Origin of the sequence: Leifsonia sp. NPDC058248, assembly GCF_042881905.1 — a bacterium.
Classification (GTDB): Bacteria; Actinomycetota; Actinomycetes; order Actinomycetales; family Microbacteriaceae; genus Leifsonia.
The window spans coordinates 207,878-223,886 of record NZ_JBHVXB010000002.1 but is presented as its reverse complement, the minus strand read 5'-3'; the positions used below and the strand labels follow the sequence as shown (position 1 = coordinate 223,886).

The following is a 16,009-nucleotide window of genomic DNA, read 5'->3' as shown; positions in this document are numbered from 1 at the left end:
CCCTCGGGCCGCCGCCTCACGCGACGGCGGGGGAGGCCTTCCGTGCGTCGCGGCCGAACGTGAAGGCGCGCATGATGCCGATGATGCCGAGCACCACCAGAGCGATGGCGGCGAACCACAGGAGGAACACGGCGGACGACGCCGGCAGGAACAGGACCACGATGCCGGCGAGGATGCTGACGACGCCGTAGGTGATCGCCCAGCCCGACCGGGATGCGCGGCTGGACTCGGCGATCGACATCACGCCTTCGATGATCCACCCGATTCCGACGAACGCGATGGCGATGATCACCAGCGTCACGGCGGCGGCGGACACATTCTTGAGAGCGACGATGCCGGCGATGACCAGCAGCACGCCGAGGATGATGTTGAGCGTGCGCATCCCGCCGTTGATGCCTCTGCCGAAGATGCCGAGAGCCACGCGCATCACTCCGGCGATGATGAAGTAGACGCCGAGGAAGACGGCGGCGACGGCGAGCGTCTTCTCGGGCCAGAAGAGCAGGACGACGCCGAGCACGAGGGCGGCGACCCCGCTGATGCCGAGAGCGATGCGCACGCCGTTGATGGCGGACCGGTCAAGGTTCTCGGCGTCGAGCGAGAACTCGTGGAACACTGAATCGACGGGACCCGGAGCTGTCATGGTGCGTCCTTCCTCTGCCGGCCGCCCGCGTGGTGGCCTGGTGCCAAGCTAATGGCGCGCCTGCGGGGAAGCGCTGTAGCCGTCGGCGTTTCCTGGGAGTCAGATGTGAGAGGTTCCGCGTCGGGCGAGCCTACTCTTCGACGACCTCGAAGCGGTTGCCGTCGGGGTCGTTGGCAGCGAACATCGGCGGCACGCCCGGCCACCGCATGAATTCGCCGACCGTCACGTCGTTTGCTGTGAGCGCGGCATAGGTGGCTTCGGCATCCGGGCTCGAGAACCGGATGCCCGTCTCGACGCCGACAAGCGCGCTGTCGGGAGTTGCGACCAACGAGATCGAGACGTCGGCGCCGGGAGGAGCCAGCATGATCCAGCGTGAACCGAGCTGCGGGACCGGCGCGTCGACGCGCACCTCGAAGCCGAGGATGTCTCGGTAGAACGCGAGTGCTCTGTGCTGATCGCTGACGGGGATGCCGACCGTGCTGATTCCGCGGATTCCGGCGTTCGTCTGTTCGGCCATGACGACCTCCTTGTCGGTGCAGCCAGTGTGCCACGGGGGGAACGGGGATCGCTATGGGGACGTCGGATCCCGAGGCAGGCATCGACGTCGGGCGCCGGCGTCAGCGGGCCAGGGGGAGTCGCATCACCGGCCGGGTCGGATAGGTGCGGGCGATCTCGGCGAATCCTGCCGCCACGTACATGGTCATCGTTCCGGTGAAGAGAGCGCTGCCGCTCACGGTGTCGGTCGTCAGACCGGCCACATCGACCGGATGCCCTTCGACAGCGCTCGCGCCGTGGTCCCGGGCGAAATCGACGGCCGCCAGGAGAAGGGCAGAGCCGACTCCCGATCGCCGGTGCCGACCATCGATCGCGAAGCAGGTCACCCACCAGGCGTCAGGATCGTCGTACAGCACCCGGGCCAATGCGCGGTTGCTGGTGACGCCGGGGAACCGGGAGCGCGGGCCGACCCGGGTCCATCCCACCGGCACACCGTCGACGGAGGCGATCAACCCGGGTGGCGTCGCAGCTTCGGCGACTTCCCGTCGTAGCGTGCTGCGATTGTCTGTGCCTGCCGGGCCGTCCGGTTGAGTGAGGAATCGTCGACACCAGCACCACGACGGATCGTCGCCGCGGATTCCGAAAACACGGACGATGTCTTCCCAGCGGTCTGCGGTCGCCGGGAGGATCGTTACCGCCATGGTGTGCGCCTCTCATCCGTGAAAAGCCTCCGGAGCCTGTTCTCTGGAACGAGTGAAACTCACGTAGACGGTACCGTCGGCAGTGATTTTACGGCCTGATTCGATGCGCTGATAATGCACATTATGTCAAGTAGTAACATAGCCATACGCAAATTCTGCAGATAGCCGAAAATCGTGTATCCCCCACTCGCATCACTGAATACTCAATCTGATCGACGATCGCGATCGGTCTTCCACTGGAATCGATCAGCTGACAGCGGTGCCCTACATTCGGCAGCGGCTCGTTCGTGCGCTGGTAGTCGGACAGGAGAGAGGTCGTTGTCGTCTTCGTGCCGGCCAGAATCGCAGCGTTCAGCTGGTCTCGCAGGGGGCCAGGAAGGGCGAACTCTGTGACCGGGAGAATCGCCGCTCGGTCGATGAATTTTGACACGTTGCAGTTCCCTTGTTTCCCTCGATGGCCTACGCCAGACGAGAACTGCGTGATCCAGCGATCGACAGGCTTTGGGCGGGAGTGGGGCTCTTGGCCACTCCCCCGCAACTCGCGGTCACCGCGGGTCGGCCAGGGTCAGCCAGGCACGAACGACGAAGCGCCCTGCAGCAGGCCGAACTGGTTCAGCTCCCGCCGCCGGGTCAGTTCGTCGAGCTCGTCGTCCGACTCGACTTCGACGTGCACCTCTACCAGCAGCCTCGGGACCCCGCGGCACCGCTCCTCCATTTGTTAGTTCGCCCACGCTGCCGCCGTGTTCAGGTCAGGCTCCAATCGCCGCTGCGGTGCGTCGCGGGCTTTCCTCATGCAGCGTTCCGCCGCTGCAGGGCTCGGAGCACGCTCACTGCTTGTTCAGCGTCCGGGGTGGTCACCGCGACTTCCGCTCCGCCGCGCAGGGTGACGACGATTGCTGGGCCGCCACGGAGGACGAGGGCTTTTCCGCGTGGGCCCACCCGGTAGCCCCAGCCGCCCCAGCGCAACGGTTCGAGATTGGTCGCGCGTGCCGATGTTGCCTGTGCCAGGCGAACCGAGACGAGTCGGATCCCGACGGTCGCAGACAGCGCCCGAAGTCCTCGCAGGTCCACGGTTACCCGGATCCGAGCGCCGGCGTAGAACATTACAGCGAGGAGCGACGTTACGATCGCGACGCTTAGATTGGACGCCTCAACGCCGGCCAAGATCAGTGGCAGGTACCCGAATATGATCGCGGCCAGAACGCAGATCACGGTAGCCCAGGCAAAGATCGGCACGACCTGCGTCCGCGACCAAGCAAGGGTCTCGCTGGGCTTCACCTCGAGTTCGTCTGGCTCCTCGGCCTCTTCGGCCGGCAAGTTTGTCGGCGCGAGCGCGAAGGGGACCAATCCGTAGAACAGGGCGGCAATCGCCAGCAGCCCGGCGGCACCGATTTCTTGGTCAGGGTTGCGTACGACGGTGGCGCTGATCAGCCACACGGCGGCGGTTATGGCCGCGACTGATCCCGAGATCAAGAACACCCGACGGTGGCGTTCGTAGCTGCGAGGGCTTAGCGCAGCATGCCAGGCGAACGCCGCGGCAGCACCAGAAATCACGACTGCGGTCCCAGCAAAGAAGAAGGTTGGCAGGCGCGAAACCACTTCGTCCCCAGACCACTGCGCGGGCAGCTCGGCGGGCAACGTGGGCCACCACGCAAGCAACGACGACACAATCGCGATCACGGGCAGAGTAACCAATACCGCGGCAACACTCATTCGCACGAAGCCGATCCGAGTAACCGGCGCGTCGCCAATCATGACATTTCCTCCAGATATCTGACCAGCTGTGGGCGCGACACTCCTCGAGTGGCTGCACCCCGAACGAGCGCGTCGATAGCGTCGACGACCTCTTTCGGGAGCCCATCCGGCGGCGGTAAAACACGAGCGCCCCGTCCCTGACGAAGCTCGATGACACCGGCAGCGCGCAAGATCGAATATGCCCGAAGCGCTGTATGAACGTTGACCCCGAGTCCAGCTGCCAACTCCCTTGCCGCTGGCAACCTCTCCCCGATCGAGAGAGCGCCCTCCCGAATGTTCTGCTGAATGGCGGCGGCAATCTGCTCCGCCAACCCGATCGATGACGCCTGATCGAGCCTAATTAACATATTTCCATTGTACTAGAACAACTAGAGAGGTTGCGGGACTTCTTCAGCCGCCGCAAGGCGGCCAGCGTGAAAGAGCTACTCAGCGATGGTGTACGCGTGTTCCGCACCGGAGGATCCGCCGAGAACGCGGGAAGCCTGGCAACGAACATGTCGGTCGGGTACAGGGTAGACGAGGAGTGGCTTACCCTGCGTCTCTAGAGCAACTTGCCGTTCGACGGTCAACCAGTTGACACCGCGTAGCGCGACGGGCTCCGCGGCGTCGGAGTTGCAATACATCCGAAAGGGGTAACCCCGTTATCCAGTCACACAGAGCTATCAGCACTTTCCGCTATTGGGTTGCTCTTGTACAGCCAGGCTCAGTCGTGTTTGTCGTGCTTGACGGCGAGCAGGTCGATGGTGCTCAGCTCAGGGTCCTTCGCCAGCAGGTTCGGACCCACCTCGCCGAGAGCCTTGGGAATGGCGCCGTTCAGGTGTGCTTGCCGCGCATCTTCTTTCGCGAAAGTGTCGAAGATGCCGAAATGCGTTTCGTCGATCTGGAAGGCATACCAGGTGCGGGTTCCCGGCTCGAGCTCGACCAGGGCTTTGCCGCCGATCAGGAACTCCTTCAGTTCCCCCGCTTTGTCGGGCTTCGCTTCGAGCAGCGCCAGTACACCGAGCTTCAGTTCCATGTGATTCTCCCTAGCGGGTCGGGACGCCCCGTCATCCGAATTCCGGAGGCGTCAGGGTGGACGGTACCCCTTGGCCGGCGGGTCTGTCATTCCTCGCTCGCCCCTGCGCTCGAGTGGACCACTCCCGCGTTCGCGATCGAACGCGTCGCTGGAGCGTGCTGGGCTCCCGCTCTCCGCGCAGAATACGCCGCTCACGAATACGCACTCTCACCACTAACAGACGTCCACCCGGACGTTGGGTGCGAATGTCGACCAGAACGACTCCCCTGTTGTAGCTGATGATTGACCAGACGCGTCGGGCGTACCAGCGCTTCGCATTGAGATGCAGCGCGTGGATCGCGGTAGACCGTATTGTGTGCTCGTGCGAGCCTGACTCTCGCGGTGTCTTGGAGGGCGGACTTGTGAGGAAGACGATTGGTCGCGCGGCGCAACCAACGCGTGCCGTAGTTCTCGTTGCAGCTCTTGGGCTCCTTGCGGGGTGTGCGACGACCGCATCAGCTCGTGATGGAGCGCCGGCTACGCCGACGCCGACGTCGCCGTCGATCCCGGCCGCCGTCACCGTCCCGATGCCGGATCTCGGACCATCTCCAGCGCCGGCACCACAGACCGCGGCCCAGACGGAGCAGCTGCGCATCGCGCGGACGGACCAGGACTGGAAAGAGGTGGTACGTCAATACCGCCTACGGTTACCCGAATGGCGCGCAGAAGCGCGACAAGCCAACGAGTGTGGGTGCGGAGGCGACCGATGAGAAGGAAGCGGTCGGGGCCTACATCTGCAACGTCGAGCACCCCTAGCGACCGTATTCTCCCCCCACCCCGCAGCAGCTGGGTTGGCTCTACGACTATCTGACGAAGTTCCTCGCCCCGTGCTACGCGGCCAACGGGATCGAAAACGATCCGGCTCCGTCGCGCGCCGAGTTCATCGCCGAGTGGCCGCACCAGAACTGGTTCCCGAGCGACGGTGGCCTCATGGATGGGCCGAAGGCGGCGGCGATCACCACAGCCTGCCCACCCACGAAATGACCGCTCCTCGCATCATGGCTCGGGCCGGCGGATACCTACAGCGGAGCTCAGCGCGCGAACGTGACGTGGATGACACCGCTCTCGGCCACCTCGGACGTGACGGTGTACCCGAGGTCGAGCGATCGCAGATCATCCCAGAGCCGCTCGCCGCGGCCGAGGACGATCGGGGTGATCGCCACATGCAGGCGATCGACGAGGCCGGCGCGCAGGAAGTCACGCGCGACACGCGCTCCCCCGCCGACCCGGATGTCGCCGCCGCTAGAAAGCTCCTGGGCGCGAGCGAGCGCCTCCTCCGGCGTGGCGACGAGGAACTCGAAGCGCGTGCCGTTGGCGAAGTCGATGGCCGGGCGCTCCCGGTGCGTCAGCACGAGCACGGTGCCCCGGAAAGGCGGCTCCTCGCCCCACCACCCGCGCCAGTCCGGGTCGTCGGGAAAGGCGTGAAGCCCGAACATCCCTGCGCCCATGATCTCGGCGCCGACCTTCTCGAAGTACGCCGTGGCGTATTTGTCGTCGACGCCGGTCGTCCCCTCCCCCGTCGTCTCGTGCAGGACGCGCTCGCGGAACGTCCTGGTGCCGACGTAGGCCTCCACGAGTCGTCCCCAGTCGTCGCCCATCGGATTCTCGGGTGTCTGGTCGGTCGTCGCGACGACGCCATCCAGTGAGAGGTTGAGGTCGATGCGTACCGCCATGATGTCCCTTCCACGAAGCCGGAATGCCCAGCGTACGATCAAAACGATTCGACGGTCCAGCCGATCGGCGACCACGCACCGAACCACTGCTCGGCGCCGTACTGCTCGAACCGCCCCACCTCGGTGAACCCCAGCTTTTCGGCGACGCGCACCGACTGGTCGTTGGCGGTCTGAGTGCTGAGCACCACGGACTCTCCGGGAAGCGCATCCGCGAACCAGCGGAGGGCGGCTGCGCACGCCTCGGTGGCGTACCCGCGTCCCCACGCCTGCGGCAGAAACAGATAGCCGAGCTCAGTTTCCCCGGCATCCGGATGCACGAGACCCGGATGCTCCGCGTCGCGCCGATCGAGCGTGACGATGCCGATCATCGTGCCGTCGAGCTCGACGACGAAAAAACCGGGCCGCCGCCCAGGCACCTCGGGCACCGTGCGCTCGAGTTCGACCCGCGGACGCGGGCCTCCGATGTGGGCGCCGACCTCGGGCGAGCTGAACAGGTCGATGACGGCTGCGCGGTCACGCGCCTCGGACCCACGGAGCACGAGGCGCTCGGTCCTGAGCGGGCCCGGTGGCCAGGAGACGGGTTCCAGTTCTGCCATGCGCTCATGCTAACGACGAGTCGAGCCGCCACCCCCGACCGGTCCCGGGATTGTCGCAGCCGCCCGCCGACGACGTTCTTCACCGATCGAGCTGGAGTCGCCCCCACGCAAAGACGGTCAGGGTCGTGGCCGCGGCGGGCAGAAGGAGACCGATGACGGTCGCGATTCCGTTCGTCGCGGTGGGCTGAAGCGCCCACAGCGCGGGAGCTGCGGGCGGATACCACGGGCCCGACCCCGCGAAGACCAGGACCTGGGCGCTGATCACGAGCCCGATGGTCACGGCAATGCCTCCGAGAAGCCCTCGGGTGAGCGAGGAGATCCAGGCGGCGGGGATCGCCATACACGCGGTCAGGACGATCAGGAGCGGGAGCCTGCCGACGACACCGATGTCCGAGGCGGTCGGCGCGCCGAGACCGGCGACCAGGCCGGCCGCGACGAGGACGGCCGTCACGGCCGCCGCGGCGAGGATCGACCACAGGAGGTAGACGAGCAGTTTCGACGCGGCGATGGCCGGACGCGACACGGGGAGGGCGAAGAGGCCGGAGACGGTGCCTTCGCTGAATTCCCGGCCGAAACTCCAGCTGAGCAGAATTCCGCAGGCGCCGGCGCTCCCGGCCGCGGTGACCTGCAGGGCTGCGCTGAGATAACCGGGCCACCCTCCCTCGGCGACCAGCGGGCCGAGTTTTGCCGCGAAGTCGGGTGAGCCCGAGGCGGCTGCGAAGGTGGTGGACAGGCAGATCGCGGCGACGCCGGCGACCAGAAGGATGGCGGTGACGATCGGCACGCGTGCCGTGAGCAGCTTGCGACCTTCCACCCAGACGGCTGCCCGGAGTCCGTGCATCCTCATCGTTCCGGTCCGTGATTCTCTGCTCGCGTCTCGTCGTCATGAAGCACGAGGGCGAAGAAGGCCTTCTCGAGTTCTGCCGTGCCCGGGTCGAGGTGTCCGATCAGACGGCCCGCGTTCATCACCGTGATCCGGTCGGCCACACGAGCGACTTCGTCCAGGTGATGGCTCGAGATCAGGACGGCCGCGCCGTCTTCCGCACGCTTGCGGAGCGCATCCCTCAGCAGGATGGTGCCGGCCGGGTCCAGCGCGTTCGTCGGCTCGTCGAGCACGACGAAGCCGGGCCGGTGCTGGAGCGCGGCCGCCACGCCGAGCCGTTGGCGGTTGCCCGAGGAGAGGACGCGCGCCCGCCGGTCGGCGTACTCACCGAGTCCGAACTCCGCGATCGCGGTGTCCACCATCGCTCGGCGCCGCCCGGGTGCGACGTCGTGCAGTGCCGCATTCATCAACAGATTCCCGGTGACGGTGAACTCGGGATACGTCAGGGGGGTCTCCACCAGCTGACCGACGCGCGACCACAGGCGTGCTCCCGCTGTCCGGATGTCCTCCCCTCCGATGCTCACGGTTCCCGAGTCCGGCCGCAGCATCCCGAGCAGCAGTTTCAGGAGTGTCGACTTTCCGGCACCGTTCAATCCGACGAGGGCGTGCACCTCAGCGCGAGCCACGACGAGTGAAAGGGTCCGTACTCCGACGGCTCCCCCGTAGGTACGACTCACCGATCGCAGCACCATCCCCTCAGCCACGCTGTTCATCCGGGGTCCCTGGCGAGGGCGAGCGAACGGTGAGAGGACGTCGGTGAGCGTCGGCGACCGGTCGCCGGCGCTGTTCCGTATGGCATGGCGACGCTCGCAATCGATCGATCAGAGCGGCCGGACAGACCGCCCGCCGACCAGACTTCCCGGCGCACCACCTCAAACGATAGACCTGTTGCGCGCGCTGCCCTCCCCCACCCCCGCCTACGGCCGCCGCCCGCGAAAGCAAGCAAGATTGACAGAATGCGCTCGCCCCCGAGCAGCCATACTGACGGTGATGAGCGAATCCGACGAAAGCGCAGCACCGCCGGCATTGCGGGTCGACGAGCTGTCGGTCAGCTATGGGCAGCGGACCGCGGTCGATGGCATCGGCCTGACGGGAAGTGAGATCCGTGACTGATCCGATCGTCGCCCGTCCGCCGGTGGGCTTGGCCCTGCGGTCACTGCTCCGAGCCGACGCCATCGTCCTTCTCCGAAGCAGGGTCGCCTTCAGGCATCCTCGGCGACACGCATCCGCTGGTTCCGCTGGGACACCCGGTAGCGGCGCCGCGATTCGGTGGCCGATAGCCTGTGGGCATGCCCCTCGCCTTGATCACCGGCACCGCCCGGGAGAACAGCATCGCCGCCGGAATCGTGAAAAGGCTGGTCGCCGACGGCTGGACGGTCGCGACCAGCGACCTCGACCACGCCGACTTCCCCGCCGACCTGTCTGACCCGTCCGCTCCGGCGACCCTCATCCGATCCGTCGGCTCCGCGCACGGCCCGATCTCGGCGCTCATCCTGAGCCACGCCTACGACGTCGAGTCCGGGATCCTCGACACGAGCGTCGAGAGCTTCGATCGGCACATCGCCGTGAACACGCGTGCGAGCCTGCTGCTCATCCGCGAGTTCGCCCGGCAGGTCCCGGCGGACGGCGGGGCGATCGTCGCGCTCACCAGCGACCACACCACCGGCAACCTGCCGTACGGCGCCTCCAAGGGCGCGCTCGACCGGATCGTCATCTCGGCCGCGCGTGAGCTGGCGCCGCTCGGGATCTCGTCGAACGCCCTCAACCCCGGGCCGATCGACACCGGGTGGATGAACGACGACGTCCGTGCCACCATTACGGCCGACCAGCCCGCGGGACGACTCGGCACACCGCAGGACGTCGCCGAGTACGTCGCCCACCTCGTCTCCCCCGCCGGCCGCTGGGTCAGCGGGCAGCTCCTCCATGCCGACGGCGGATACTCCGCCGTCTACTGACCGACCGGGTCGCGCGCATCCCACCATTCGAGCACGCGCGTTCCGTAGAACGTGAGCCACCGGGACGGCTCCCCTGCCGGCACGTCGATCTCGAACCACACGCGGCCGGGATGGCGACGCTCCTGAATCCACGTGCCGTCCGGGCGACGCGCGGCCCGGATCACCTCGATCGCCTCTTCGAGCCGCGGATCGGGAACGGCGCCGTCGAGCCGTGCGGCGTCGCGGAAGTAGTCGACCGCTTTGAGCGCGCTGTAGAACCAGCGGAACGGGTAGGCGAAGTGCGTCGCCCACGGGGCGACGAGCTCCCCGGTCGACAGAGTGCGCAGCAGCCGTCGCTCGAGCAGGTACTCCTCCCCTCCTCGACGCGCCGCGCGGAGGGCTTCGCTTCCGCCGGTCGCTGCCTCGTAAGAGGCCAGGCCCTTCAGGGAGTTGAGCGTGGAGTGGAACGATGAGCGGGTCGAGCCCTCGACCCACTCGCAGTTCCAGCCGCCGTCGGCCAGCCGGTGATCGACGAACCACTGGGCGAGCTCCGAGACATCGGCGCCGAGCCAGACCCCGTTGGCGAGCGTGTACCCGTTGATGCAGCAGTCGACCTCGCCGCCCCAGTAGGGCAGGTCGTCGTACTCCCAGCGGCTGTTCGCGGCGAGGAGGTCGGCCGTGCCGGAGAGTGCGCCGGGGTCGAGTCCCCACTCGCGGAGCGAGTTGAGCATCCACGTCGTCGCTGTGTAGGGCTGCCCAGCACCCTCGGCCGCCTCCGGGCCGTGGAAGTCGAAGTCTTTCGGGAAGTACGCACCGCCCGCCCACTGCCCGTCGGGATCCTGGAGCGCGAGCAGGCGCGCTCCGAAACCCTCGGTCGCGATCCGGGCCCTGGTCGCCTCCCACACCTCCGGCGGCGCGCCTGCGAGGTCGCGCTCGACCTGCCAGCGCAGCGCCGGATCGGCGTCGAGCATCCAGTCGAGGAGGGCGGGGTCGATGGCCATCGACGGCAGGCTACCACCGGACGACGACATGATCATCCTTTGCGGATGACGACCCCGCGTCGACCGGGGAACACACTGTGGGTGTGAGGCAGGAAAAGCGACTTCCGAGGCGCCCGGCCTCGGAACTGGCCGAACGGTGGACCACGATCGACGGCGTCGACGTCTTCTATCGCGAGTCCCCAGAGCCTCCGGATGCCCCGGCCATGATGCATCTGCACGGCTTCGGCCTGTCGGGGCGCTATCTGCTCCCGACCGATTCGCTGCTTCGGAACGAATTCCACACCCTCGTGCCCGACCTGCCCGGCTTCGGGCGGAGCGGAAAGCCGTCCGAGCCTCTCGACGTGCCCGACCTCGCGCACGCCGCGGCGCGGTTCCTCGACGACCGCGGGATCGACACGGTCACACTGGTCGGCAACTCGATGGGCTGTCCGGTCATCTGCGAGTTCGCGTACCACTATCCCGAGCGGCTCGACCGTGCGGTGCTGGTCTCTCCCGCCGGCGGAGTGAACAACCAGCCGTTGCGGCGGGCGATCGCACAGCTCACCCGCGACGGTCGCCGAGAGCCGCCGAAGCTGATGAGAGTGGCGACCCCGGACTACCTGCGCTTCGGCGTTCCCAGCACGGTCAAGATGTTCCGCGCGCTCACCCGGTACCCGTCGCTCGAACGCCTGCTCGCGTTGCAGATTCCCACCCTGGTGGTCATCGGCGACCGCGATCCGCTGATGCCGGGCCCGGCACGGGTGAAGGAGATCGCCTCGCGCACCGACAACCACGTCCTGGTGGTGATGATCGAGGGGGCGGCGCACGCGATCAACTTCAGCCATCCCGGCGAGCTCGCCCACATCATCCGGTTGTTCATGGCGGATCAGCCGATCTTCGACGACCCCGATTCGCCCGGCCATTCGCGCTTGTTCGAGGTGCACCGGGGAGCCCTCCACCCGCGCCCGAAGACCGGGACGTGACGGGAGGATCGCGGTCTGAGGGGCTAGTACTGGGCGGCCTTCGCCTCCAGGATGCCGCGCTCGGCGGCATTGCCGCACAAGGCCGCGGCACGCAGATACTCCTCGCGCGCCTCGCTCCGGCGACCGAGGCGAGCCAGCAGCTCTGCCCGCACGGCCGGTAGCAGGTGCGTCTCGGTGAGCCCGTCGCGCTCCCTGATCTCATCCACCATCTGCAATCCGGATGCCGGGCCCGAGGCCATGGCGACGGCCACGGCGCGGTTGAGGTCGACGACCGGTGACGGGGCGATCTGCCCGAGCGCCTCGTACAGCAGGACGATGCGGTCCCAGTCGGTCTCCCCCACCGACGGCGCCAGCGCGTGACATTCGGCGATCGAGGCCTGAAGCCCGTACGGGCCGAGACCGCGCCCGGCGGCGACCTCCCGTGCGAGCGCTGCGCGGCCGCGCCTGATCGCCGACCGGTCCCATCGGCGGCGGTCCTGTTCCTCCAGCAGTACGGGCCTGCCGTGTTCGTCGAGTCGTGCCGGGAACCGGGCGGCGGTCAGCTCCAGCAGTGCGAGCAGGCCGAACACCTCCGGCTCGGGGGCGAGTCGCGTGAGCACCCGTGCCAGTCGTCGAGCCTCCTGCGCGAGGTCGGACCGGATCCACTCCTCCCCGCCGGACGCCGACGACCCCTCCGTGAAGATCAGGTAGACGACGCTCAGCACCGAACCCAGGCGCTCGGCGCGCTCACGCGGCTCGGGAACGGCGAACGGCACCTGTGCGGCGGCGAGGGTCTTCTTGGCACGCGTGATCCTGGCCTGCACCGTCGAGACCGGCACGAGGAACGCCTTGGCGATCTCGTCACTGGTCAGGCCGCCCACGACCCGGAGCGTCAGCGCGATCCGCGCCTCCTTCGACAGCACCGGATGGCAGGCGGTGAACATCAGCGTCAGGACGTCGTCGTCGATGGCATCGGGATCGAAGAGGACATCCGCGCCCGGCGTCGACTCGTCGAGATCTCGCGCGAGCAGCGCGTAGCGTTCGTCCCGGCCCGACCGCCGCCGGAACGCGTCGATCGCTCGGCGCCTCCCGACCGCCAGCAACCAGGTGGTCGGATTGTCCGGAACGCCGCCGGTCTCCCACCCGACCAGCGCCTCCGCGAGGGCTTCCTGAGCCACATCCTCCGCCAGCGCGAAGTCCCGGGTGTAGCGGGCGAGCGCGCCGACGATGCGGGCGGACTCCATCCGCCACACCGCCTCGACGGCGCGTCTCGCTTCGCTCACAGCTGGCCGGTCTCCTGGCGCCAGGCGCGCTCCTTCTGGATCCACACGTTGTCCTGGGGGAATTCGTCGATGGTCGGCACCCGACGGATCTCGACTTTCGAACCGTCGGAGTACGGCATGCGCTTGGCCCACTCGACGGCCTCCTCCTGCGACGCGACGTCGAGGATGTAGTAGCCGTTGAACAGCTCCTTGGTCTCGCCGTAGGGGCCGTCCGTCACGACGGGAGCCTCGGCGGTGAAGTCGACCACCACTCCCTCGTTCGCGGGCGAGAGTCCCTCGGCGGCCAGCAGGACACCGGCGCGGATGAGTTCGTCGTTGAATCTGCCCATCGCGTCGAGGATGTCTCCGAACGAGAGGTTCTCGAACTTCGCGAACGCCTCGTCGGTCGATCGCATGATCAGCATGTACTTGGCCATGATGTGCTCCTTGGTCTGGAGGGTGCCCTTCGACCCTCTCACTCCAAGGTCGTGCGAGGGAATCGCCGATCGACATCCCGGCAGAATTTCTTCGGAGGGCGCCAGAGGATCTCAGTCGCCGAACGTCAGCTCCGTCGTCGTGGTGACCGCCGCGGTGCGGCCGGGCGCCGCGTGGTTCTGCCAGTAGAGGTTGGTGTGGGCGATGACCTTGTCTGGCGGCGGAGCGCCCCACGGGCTCAGGTCTTCCGTCGTATGGGCGTCGCCGATCAGCGTCACGTCGTAGCCGCGCACGAACGCACCGTGGATCGTCGACCGGATGCACTCATCCGTCTGCGCGCCGGCCACGATCAGCCGCCCGACGGCCGCGTCGGCCAGGGCGGCCTCGAGGTCGGTGTCCTCGAACGCGTCCGCGTAGCGCTTGTGGACCAGCGGCTCGGCGTCGCGCCGGGTCAGTTCCGGCACGTACTGCCAGGCGTCGCTCCCCTTTTCGAGCTCTTCGTCGGAGTGCTGCACCCAGACGATCGGCACGTCGTGTTCGCGCGCGCTCTCGACCAACGTGGCAACATTGGCGACGACGGCATCGCGTTCGTAGGCCTCGGCGACGACGCCGTTCTGGACGTCGAGCACCAGCAATGCGGTGTTGGGCCGGTCGGGCAGGGTGGTCATCGGGCTCTCCTCTCTGAGCAGCTTTCCGGCGACCGCGACGTTACTCCCACCCTCGCCGAGTGTCATCCTCCAGCCACGCCCGGGTCACGCGAGTGATGCGCTCCCCCGCTGCTCGTGTCCGACCGGCACGACGACCACCGGCCGCGTCAGCGTTCTGCTCAGGTGGACGGCCACCGCGCCGGACAGCCAGGCCTCGATGGCGTGAGCGGGGCCGGCGCCGTGCGTGCCGACGACCACGATCCGTGCATCCACTTCCTCCGCGGCTCGGGCCAGCGCCTGACTCGGATCACCGGCCAGGATGCGCAACGACCACCCGTGTTCCAGCTGGGCCGCGCCGTCGAGCGCCGTCGTGATCGCGCTCGCCAGCTCGAGAGACACCCGGTCGTCGGCGGCGTCGAGATCGGCGGGATGAAGCGATTCGTGGATGCGCCGATCACCGCTCTCCCACTCGGTGAGGTAGCTGTCGATGCCGACGTACGCGCAGAGCAGAGGTCTCCGCAGCTCACCCGCGAGCGCTGCGGCTTCGATCACCACCGTCGCCGACTGGCCGGGATACACCCCCACCAGTACCGGCCCGGACCACCGTGACTCCGTCATGCCTCATTGTGGGGCTCGCACTCGGTTGTGGACAAGAGTGCGCACGACGGTGAGTGGTCCCCGGATGGGCGCACACAGCATTCGCGCAAACTCGATATTTTAGAATGGAACGAGGTCGAGGCGCTGATGTCTCCCTCACTCCCCCACACCCCTCCCCCACTGACCCTGGAGAACGATGCCCTTTCGCCGCGCCTCTCGTGCAGGAGCCGTCCGGCTGCGCCGAGCGTCGAACGGCGGCAGCGACATGGGGCGCGATCGCTTCAGCGGCCTGGGCCGGCGACTGCTCGTCGGTCTCGCTGTGGGCGGTCTGCTCGCCGGCGCAGCCGGAGCGCCTGCTCAGGCCAGCGTCGTGTTCACTGCCGCTGCCGGCGAGTCGAGTGCTGCGCCCGTCACGCGACAGTCCCTCGAGGTCGACACGGCTGTGGAGACGCCGAACGTCGCGAGGGACACCGCAACGGTGCGTCACGTGCCGCTCCCGCCGCCACCGCCGCGCGTGGTCTGGCCGGTCGGCGCGGGCGCCGCGGTCTCCGACGGCTTCGGCGCCCGGGTGGCGCCCACCGCGGGAGCTTCATCGAATCACCAGGGCGTCGACTTCGATCCGGGATTAGGAACACCCGTGCACTCGGCGGCCGCCGGCGTCGTCCGCGAGACGGTGACCACGGATTCCGGTGGCTGTGGCGTGAACATCACGATCGACCACAGGCAGAACGGCGCTCCGTTCTCCACGGTCTACTGCCACCTCGCTGTCGGCTCGGTCGTCGTCGCGCCCGGGCAGCGGGTCGCCGCCGGACAGCAGATCGCTTCCGTCGGCGACACCGGGGTCTCGACCGGCGCGCACCTGCACTTCGAGGTGCACCCCGGCGGCGGTGCGGCAGTCGACCCGCTCGCGTGGCTGCACGCTCACGCGACCTGATCAGGCTGCAGGCGTGCCCGAGATGTTGACCAGCCAGGCGATTCCGAAGCGGTCGACCGTCATGCCGAAGCTGTCGCCCCATGGTGCCTTTGCGAGCGGCTCGACCACCGTGCCGCCGTCGATGAGCTTCTGCCAGTAGCCGGTGAGCTCGGCCTCGTCGTCGCCGCTGAGTGAGATGGACAGCTGGGATCCCTCCTTGAGGTCCATCTTCTTCGGCACGTCGGCGGCCATGATCACGAAGCCGCTGGGGGTGGTCAGCTGCGAGTGCATTATCTGATCGCTCTCGGACGGGTCGTCGCTGACGTTGAATTCCGCGAACGTGTTGCTCTCGAGTGAGCCACCGAACACGGACTGATAGAAGGCCATCGCCTCCCGAGCGGAACCGCGGAAATTCAGGTAAGGGTTGAGCCGTGAAACCATGATGTACTCCTCCTCGTGAGCGGATGTGGTTTCACACTACT

20 protein-coding genes are annotated in these 16,009 nt (G+C 67.5%); 4 read left to right on the top strand and 16 right to left on the bottom strand.

Annotated elements, in window-relative coordinates; genetic code table 11:
• Positions 1 to 16: 16 nt before the first annotated feature.
• The 10 genes from ACFVV5_RS04205 to ACFVV5_RS04160 all read right to left on the bottom strand — a co-directional run bounded on the left by ACFVV5_RS04205 (position 17) and on the right by ACFVV5_RS04160 (position 8,510).
• Entirely contained in the window at positions 17 to 640 is a 624-nt protein-coding gene (locus ACFVV5_RS04205) for an HdeD family acid-resistance protein (protein WP_387239421.1), read from the bottom strand.
• A 130-nt stretch (positions 641 to 770) separates the two neighbouring features.
• On the bottom strand, positions 771 to 1,157 hold the full coding sequence (locus tag ACFVV5_RS04200) for a VOC family protein (protein WP_387239418.1): 387 nt from the start codon (positions 1,155 to 1,157) through the stop codon (positions 771 to 773).
• 100 nt (positions 1,158 to 1,257) lie between these two features.
• Positions 1,258 to 1,836, bottom strand: a complete 579-nt coding sequence (locus ACFVV5_RS04195) for a GNAT family N-acetyltransferase (protein ID WP_387239415.1) — start codon at positions 1,834 to 1,836, stop codon at positions 1,258 to 1,260.
• Positions 1,837 to 2,625: 789 nt separating this feature from the next.
• Positions 2,626 to 3,591 (bottom strand): hypothetical protein, encoded by a 966-nt coding sequence (locus ACFVV5_RS04190; protein ID WP_387239412.1) that lies wholly within the window; start codon positions 3,589 to 3,591, stop codon positions 2,626 to 2,628.
• Positions 3,588 to 3,938 carry a GntR family transcriptional regulator gene (locus ACFVV5_RS04185; protein ID WP_387239410.1) on the bottom strand — a complete coding sequence of 117 codons (351 nt, stop codon included), beginning with the start codon at positions 3,936 to 3,938 and terminating at the stop codon, positions 3,588 to 3,590. The genes ACFVV5_RS04190 and ACFVV5_RS04185 overlap by 4 nt, the downstream gene beginning before the upstream one ends.
• Before the next feature lie 356 nt (positions 3,939 to 4,294).
• A complete protein-coding gene (locus tag ACFVV5_RS04180) occupies positions 4,295 to 4,606 on the bottom strand; it encodes a putative quinol monooxygenase (RefSeq protein WP_387239406.1) in 312 nt (103 codons plus the stop codon).
• A gap of 1,070 nt (positions 4,607 to 5,676) precedes the next feature.
• On the bottom strand, positions 5,677 to 6,321 hold the full coding sequence (locus ACFVV5_RS04175; RefSeq protein ID WP_387240105.1) for a dihydrofolate reductase family protein: 645 nt from the start codon (positions 6,319 to 6,321) through the stop codon (positions 5,677 to 5,679).
• 35 nt (positions 6,322 to 6,356) lie between these two features.
• The gene (locus ACFVV5_RS04170; protein ID WP_387239404.1) at positions 6,357 to 6,914 is read right to left on the bottom strand and encodes a GNAT family N-acetyltransferase; all 558 of its coding nucleotides are present in this window, start codon (positions 6,912 to 6,914) and stop codon (positions 6,357 to 6,359) included.
• 79 nt (positions 6,915 to 6,993) lie between these two features.
• Complete coding sequence (locus ACFVV5_RS04165; RefSeq protein ID WP_387239402.1) at positions 6,994 to 7,761, bottom strand: ABC transporter permease; 768 nt, start codon at positions 7,759 to 7,761, stop codon at positions 6,994 to 6,996.
• Positions 7,758 to 8,510 carry an ABC transporter ATP-binding protein gene (locus tag ACFVV5_RS04160; RefSeq protein ID WP_387239399.1) on the bottom strand — a complete coding sequence of 251 codons (753 nt, stop codon included), beginning with the start codon at positions 8,508 to 8,510 and terminating at the stop codon, positions 7,758 to 7,760. The genes ACFVV5_RS04165 and ACFVV5_RS04160 overlap by 4 nt, the downstream gene beginning before the upstream one ends.
• A gap of 277 nt (positions 8,511 to 8,787) precedes the next feature.
• On the opposite strand from ACFVV5_RS04160, the gene ACFVV5_RS04155 reads away from it, so the two are divergent.
• Positions 8,788 to 8,910 (top strand): hypothetical protein, encoded by a 123-nt coding sequence (locus ACFVV5_RS04155; RefSeq protein WP_387239396.1) that lies wholly within the window; start codon positions 8,788 to 8,790, stop codon positions 8,908 to 8,910.
• Between the two features lie 176 nt (positions 8,911 to 9,086).
• Complete coding sequence (locus tag ACFVV5_RS04150; RefSeq protein WP_387239393.1) at positions 9,087 to 9,752, top strand: SDR family oxidoreductase; 666 nt, start codon at positions 9,087 to 9,089, stop codon at positions 9,750 to 9,752.
• On the opposite strand, the gene ACFVV5_RS04145 is transcribed toward ACFVV5_RS04150, so the two are convergent.
• Entirely contained in the window at positions 9,746 to 10,732 is a 987-nt protein-coding gene (locus ACFVV5_RS04145) for a squalene cyclase (protein WP_387239390.1), read from the bottom strand. The two genes, ACFVV5_RS04150 and ACFVV5_RS04145, sit on opposite strands and share 7 nt — an antisense overlap.
• Before the next feature lie 83 nt (positions 10,733 to 10,815).
• Here ACFVV5_RS04145 and ACFVV5_RS04140 point away from each other — a divergent pair, with 83 nt between their 5' ends.
• The gene (locus ACFVV5_RS04140) at positions 10,816 to 11,694 is read left to right on the top strand and encodes an alpha/beta fold hydrolase (protein ID WP_387239387.1); all 879 of its coding nucleotides are present in this window, start codon (positions 10,816 to 10,818) and stop codon (positions 11,692 to 11,694) included.
• A 23-nt stretch (positions 11,695 to 11,717) separates the two neighbouring features.
• Here ACFVV5_RS04140 and ACFVV5_RS04135 read toward each other — a convergent pair whose 3' ends face one another.
• From ACFVV5_RS04135 to ACFVV5_RS04120, 4 genes are all read right to left on the bottom strand, one after another.
• Positions 11,718 to 12,917 (bottom strand): RNA polymerase sigma factor, encoded by a 1,200-nt coding sequence (locus tag ACFVV5_RS04135; RefSeq protein ID WP_387240102.1) that lies wholly within the window; start codon positions 12,915 to 12,917, stop codon positions 11,718 to 11,720.
• Between the two features lie 35 nt (positions 12,918 to 12,952).
• Positions 12,953 to 13,372, bottom strand: coding sequence for a YciI family protein (locus tag ACFVV5_RS04130; protein WP_387239385.1), 420 nt, complete (start codon positions 13,370 to 13,372; stop codon positions 12,953 to 12,955).
• A 111-nt stretch (positions 13,373 to 13,483) separates the two neighbouring features.
• Positions 13,484 to 14,038 carry an isochorismatase family protein gene (locus ACFVV5_RS04125; protein ID WP_387239382.1) on the bottom strand — a complete coding sequence of 185 codons (555 nt, stop codon included), beginning with the start codon at positions 14,036 to 14,038 and terminating at the stop codon, positions 13,484 to 13,486.
• 84 nt (positions 14,039 to 14,122) lie between these two features.
• The gene (locus tag ACFVV5_RS04120; protein WP_387239379.1) at positions 14,123 to 14,635 is read right to left on the bottom strand and encodes a universal stress protein; all 513 of its coding nucleotides are present in this window, start codon (positions 14,633 to 14,635) and stop codon (positions 14,123 to 14,125) included.
• A 175-nt stretch (positions 14,636 to 14,810) separates the two neighbouring features.
• Between ACFVV5_RS04120 and ACFVV5_RS04115 the strand changes: the two genes are divergently transcribed.
• Entirely contained in the window at positions 14,811 to 15,548 is a 738-nt protein-coding gene (locus ACFVV5_RS04115) for a M23 family metallopeptidase (protein ID WP_387239377.1), read from the top strand.
• Here the strand turns inward: ACFVV5_RS04115 and ACFVV5_RS04110 are convergent, their stop codons facing one another.
• Positions 15,549 to 15,968 (bottom strand): VOC family protein, encoded by a 420-nt coding sequence (locus ACFVV5_RS04110; protein WP_387239374.1) that lies wholly within the window; start codon positions 15,966 to 15,968, stop codon positions 15,549 to 15,551.
• Between the last annotated feature and the right edge of the window lie 41 nt (positions 15,969 to 16,009).

What these genes read in the sequence shown, in the direction of transcription:
- ACFVV5_RS04205 (WP_387239421.1), bottom strand. Translation starts at nt 640, where the DNA reads ATGACAGCTCCGGGTCCCGTCGATTCAGTGTTCCACGAGTTCTCGCTC.
- ACFVV5_RS04130 (WP_387239385.1), bottom strand. Translation starts at nt 13,372, where the DNA reads ATGGCCAAGTACATGCTGATCATGCGATCGACCGACGAGGCGTTCGCG.
- ACFVV5_RS04160 (WP_387239399.1), bottom strand. Translation starts at nt 8,510, where the DNA reads ATGAACAGCGTGGCTGAGGGGATGGTGCTGCGATCGGTGAGTCGTACC.
- ACFVV5_RS04120 (WP_387239379.1), bottom strand. Translation starts at nt 14,635, where the DNA reads ATGACGGAGTCACGGTGGTCCGGGCCGGTACTGGTGGGGGTGTATCCC.
- ACFVV5_RS04135 (WP_387240102.1), bottom strand. Translation starts at nt 12,917, where the DNA reads ATGGAGTCCGCCCGCATCGTCGGCGCGCTCGCCCGCTACACCCGGGAC.
- ACFVV5_RS04145 (WP_387239390.1), bottom strand. Translation starts at nt 10,732, where the DNA reads ATGGCCATCGACCCCGCCCTCCTCGACTGGATGCTCGACGCCGATCCG.
- ACFVV5_RS04165 (WP_387239402.1), bottom strand. Translation starts at nt 7,761, where the DNA reads ATGAGGATGCACGGACTCCGGGCAGCCGTCTGGGTGGAAGGTCGCAAG.
- ACFVV5_RS04180 (WP_387239406.1), bottom strand. Translation starts at nt 4,606, where the DNA reads ATGGAACTGAAGCTCGGTGTACTGGCGCTGCTCGAAGCGAAGCCCGAC.
- ACFVV5_RS04110 (WP_387239374.1), bottom strand. Translation starts at nt 15,968, where the DNA reads ATGGTTTCACGGCTCAACCCTTACCTGAATTTCCGCGGTTCCGCTCGG.
- ACFVV5_RS04150 (WP_387239393.1), top strand. Translation starts at nt 9,087, where the DNA reads ATGCCCCTCGCCTTGATCACCGGCACCGCCCGGGAGAACAGCATCGCC.
- ACFVV5_RS04170 (WP_387239404.1), bottom strand. Translation starts at nt 6,914, where the DNA reads ATGGCAGAACTGGAACCCGTCTCCTGGCCACCGGGCCCGCTCAGGACC.
- ACFVV5_RS04200 (WP_387239418.1), bottom strand. Translation starts at nt 1,157, where the DNA reads ATGGCCGAACAGACGAACGCCGGAATCCGCGGAATCAGCACGGTCGGC.
- ACFVV5_RS04125 (WP_387239382.1), bottom strand. Translation starts at nt 14,038, where the DNA reads ATGACCACCCTGCCCGACCGGCCCAACACCGCATTGCTGGTGCTCGAC.
- ACFVV5_RS04115 (WP_387239377.1), top strand. Translation starts at nt 14,811, where the DNA reads ATGCCCTTTCGCCGCGCCTCTCGTGCAGGAGCCGTCCGGCTGCGCCGA.
- ACFVV5_RS04195 (WP_387239415.1), bottom strand. Translation starts at nt 1,836, where the DNA reads ATGGCGGTAACGATCCTCCCGGCGACCGCAGACCGCTGGGAAGACATC.
- ACFVV5_RS04185 (WP_387239410.1), bottom strand. Translation starts at nt 3,938, where the DNA reads ATGTTAATTAGGCTCGATCAGGCGTCATCGATCGGGTTGGCGGAGCAG.
- ACFVV5_RS04155 (WP_387239396.1), top strand. Translation starts at nt 8,788, where the DNA reads ATGAGCGAATCCGACGAAAGCGCAGCACCGCCGGCATTGCGGGTCGAC.
- ACFVV5_RS04190 (WP_387239412.1), bottom strand. Translation starts at nt 3,591, where the DNA reads ATGATTGGCGACGCGCCGGTTACTCGGATCGGCTTCGTGCGAATGAGT.